Genomic DNA, 3,243 nt, shown 5'->3' on the forward strand with positions numbered 1-3,243 from the left:
GATGCCGTCTGCGACTTGATCGGCGTGCACGATCGTCGCCGCTCCGCTCGAGAGCGTGTATTCATATCGCGTCACTGTGAAGTGCGTCGCATCGAAGGTATAGGCGACGTACGCGTCGCCGCCCGCAGACAATTTGCGGAAGAAGTCGATTTCGTGCACGGCGCTACCGCTGTTCGAGCCGCCGAACACATCAGTCGCTGGGATGAACACCGCGGTCGAGCTGCGCGCTTCCTCGTTCATGCGGATGGCGAGCTCCAACACCGTTCGCGACTGGTTCGCGCGGCCGACCGACATGGCAGTGTTGTGCAGCATGCGCGATACCGCGTCGCCGACCACATAGATCAAGATGAAGAGCACGCCTAATGCGATCAGCGCTTCCAAGAGTGTGTAGCCGCGCCGGCGAACGGTGCGTTTGAGGAACGCGCTACTACATCCCATGACAAGAGGTATCATCACGCGCTCGTGACACGCAGTCAAGTCCCGAACATCCGTGCCGCAGGCACGGCGGTAGAGGACGGCTTTGAAGGAAGCACGGTAGACGTCGCCCGCCGGCTCATCGGAGCGATGCTGGAGCGTGTTATCCCCCCGGGCGAGCCAGACGCCGGCACGCTCGTCAGCGGCCGCATCGTGGAAACTGAGGCGTACCTTCCAAACGTCGACCCCGCGTGTCATGGGTATCGCGGTCCGACCAGACGCAGCGCAGCGATCTTCGGTCGCCCCGGCAGCGCGTACGTCTACCTTATATATGGGGTGTACTACTGTCTGAACGCGGTCACCGAGCCGCCCGGACTCGGCGCCGCTGTCTTGCTGCGTGCAGTCGAGCCGCTCGCGGGTCTCGATGCGATGCACCGGCGAAGGGGAGCGAGCGTACCCGATGCGCGCCTTGCTTGCGGACCCGGCAACCTATGCCGGGCGATGGCCATCGATTTGCGGTGCAACGGCGTCGATCTGCGCGGTGATCCGCAGTTGCACATCGATTTCACGAGAGCATCACCGCCGCAGCGGATCGGCGTCACATCGCGCGTGGGGTTGAGCAGCGCCGCCGACTGGCCGCTGCGCTTCTACGACCCCGATAGCCGCAGCGTTTCCCGAGCGCCGAGAAGGCCCAAAAACCGTTGACGCGATACCCAGGCTGTGTTATAGTCAGAGCGGCGTGAGCTTCCCGATCTTCTATGACGGCGCGAGCTCGGCTGTTCATCATCGATAAAACCCCCACTTGCAGTCATCCACGTCGAAATCGACGTTAGTGTAGTTTATCACGACATCACGAACCGTTGACTGTTCACTCACTGCCTGCGGCATCACGCCGCGGCGCACTTGCTTAGATATTGTCAGGTGGTAACCACACGTGCAAGACGAAGATTCCCCAGTTTCTGATTCCGACGGCGAACTCTCGCCCGCCCCGCGCATCTACCGTCCGCGAACCCGCGCCGGCGCGGGTTCGATGGAGATAGACATCGATTTCGAGCGCCCCGAGCGCGTGGAACGCGTCGAACGCGTCGAGCGCGCCGAACGTCCGGAACGCGCCGATCGCGGCGAGCGGCCAGAGCGCGCTGAACGTCTGGAGCGCAGCGAGAGACCGGACCGCGCAGAACGACCAGAGCGCCCCGAACGGCCAGAGCGCGCGGAACGGCCAGAGCGCAGCGAGAGACCGGACCGCGCGGAAAGGCCCGAGCGCGGTGACCGTGGCGACAGGCCGGAGCGCGTCGAACGGCCCGACCGGAACGAGCGGTCCGAGCGTGAGCGTCAAGATCGCTTTGACCGCGGCGAACGGCCGGCGCGTTTCGATCGCGACCGCGACCGCGGCCGAGGCCGCAACAACAACAACGATCGCGGCGCACGCGTCTTCCCGGTGCGCACATATCAAGAACGCTTCGAGCCGCCACAACCCAAGACGTTCAAAACCAAGGATGGAGAAGAGATGAATCTCTTGTCCATCAAGGAGCTCGAAGACAAGACGCGCACCGAGCTCGTCGAACTCGCGCGCAAGCTGGACATCGCCGATCTCCAGCGCATCAAAAAACAAGACCTCGTATTCCCGATCCTCGAAGCGCAGGCCAAAGCAGCCGGATTGAATTTCGCGATCGGCGTGCTCGACGTGTTGCCCGAGGGCTATGGATTCTTGCGCCGCGACAACATGCGGCCTGGTCCGCATGACGTCTACATCTCCCAATCACAAGTGCGCCGCTTCGAACTGCGCAGCGGCGACTTGGTCGCCGGCCAATGCCGCGATCCAAAAGACAACGAGAAATACCACGGCATCCTCAAAGTGGAAGCGGTCAACGGCCAAGACCCTGAAGCCATCCGCGGCCGTCCGCATTTCGACAAGCTCATCCCGATCTATCCCGATCAGCGCCTCAAGATGGAGACCTCGTCGCTCGAGATGTGCGGCCGGGTGCTCGATCTGCTCTGCCCGATCGGCAAGGGACAGCGCGGCCTGATCGTCTCGCCGCCCAAAGCCGGCAAGACGACGCTGCTCAAGAAGATCGCCAACGCGATCGCGGCCAACCATCCCGAAGTCGACCTGTTCGCGCTGCTCGTCGACGAGCGGCCAGAAGAGGTCACGGACATGCGCCGTTCGATCGAAGGCGACGTCGTCTCGTCGACCTTTGACGAACATCCGGACAACCACACCGCGGTGTCCGAGCTGACGCTGGAGCGCTGCAAGCGCTTGGTCGAGCTCGGTCACGACGTCGTGATCTTGCTCGATTCCATCACCCGCCTCGCGCGGGCGTGGAACCAAGTGATGCCGGCGACCGGCCGTACGCTGTCGGGCGGTCTTGACACCAGCGCGCTGCATAAGCCCAAACGCTTCTTCGGCGCCGCTCGCAACATCGAGGGTGGCGGCAGTCTCACGATCATCGCGACCGCGCTCATCGAGACCGGTTCGAAGATGGACGATGTGATCTTCGAAGAGTTCAAGGGCACGGGCAACATGGAGATCAACCTCGTGCGTAAGCTGGCCGACAGCCGGATCTTCCCGGCGGTCGACATCAAGCGCTCGGGCACGCGCCACGAAGAGCTGCTGCTCTCCGAGGTCGAGCTGCGCAAGATCGTCATGCTGCGCCGCGCGACGGCCGTGCTCGGCACGCAGGAGATGACCGAGCTCATCCTCGAGCGCTTCCGCCGCACCGACGGCAATGAAGACTTCTTGAAGTCGGTGACCAAAGAAGCGATGTCGATGGCGTCTGACGGAGACCGCTAGACGGTTCGCATCAACAAGTTCCTCGCACAGGCGGGGAT

At 63.2% G+C, this 3,243-nt stretch carries 4 protein-coding genes; 2 read left to right on the forward strand and 2 right to left on the reverse strand.

Annotation, left to right across the window (positions count from 1 at the left end; translation table 11 throughout):
* On the reverse strand, positions 1 to 438 hold a 438-nt coding region (locus VKF82_03310; GenBank protein ID HME81087.1), incomplete at its 3' end, for a type II secretion system protein.
* Between the two features lie 24 nt (positions 439 to 462).
* Between VKF82_03310 and VKF82_03315 the strand changes: the two genes are divergently transcribed.
* Positions 463 to 1,119: a DNA-3-methyladenine glycosylase gene (locus VKF82_03315; protein ID HME81088.1), complete on the forward strand. Its 657-nt coding sequence runs from the start codon at positions 463 to 465 to the stop codon at positions 1,117 to 1,119.
* 202 nt (positions 1,120 to 1,321) lie between these two features.
* Here the strand turns inward: VKF82_03315 and VKF82_03320 are convergent, their stop codons facing one another.
* Complete coding sequence (locus tag VKF82_03320) at positions 1,322 to 1,867, reverse strand: hypothetical protein (protein HME81089.1); 546 nt, start codon at positions 1,865 to 1,867, stop codon at positions 1,322 to 1,324.
* Here VKF82_03320 and rho point away from each other — a divergent pair.
* Positions 1,853 to 3,205 carry a transcription termination factor Rho gene (gene rho / locus VKF82_03325; protein ID HME81090.1) on the forward strand — a complete coding sequence of 451 codons (1,353 nt, stop codon included), beginning with the start codon at positions 1,853 to 1,855 and terminating at the stop codon, positions 3,203 to 3,205. The genes VKF82_03320 and rho overlap by 15 nt on opposite strands.
* Positions 3,206 to 3,243 lie beyond the last annotated feature (38 nt).

The organism is Candidatus Eremiobacteraceae bacterium (assembly GCA_035314825.1).
Taxonomy (GTDB): Bacteria; Vulcanimicrobiota; Vulcanimicrobiia; order Eremiobacterales; family Eremiobacteraceae; genus JAFAHD01.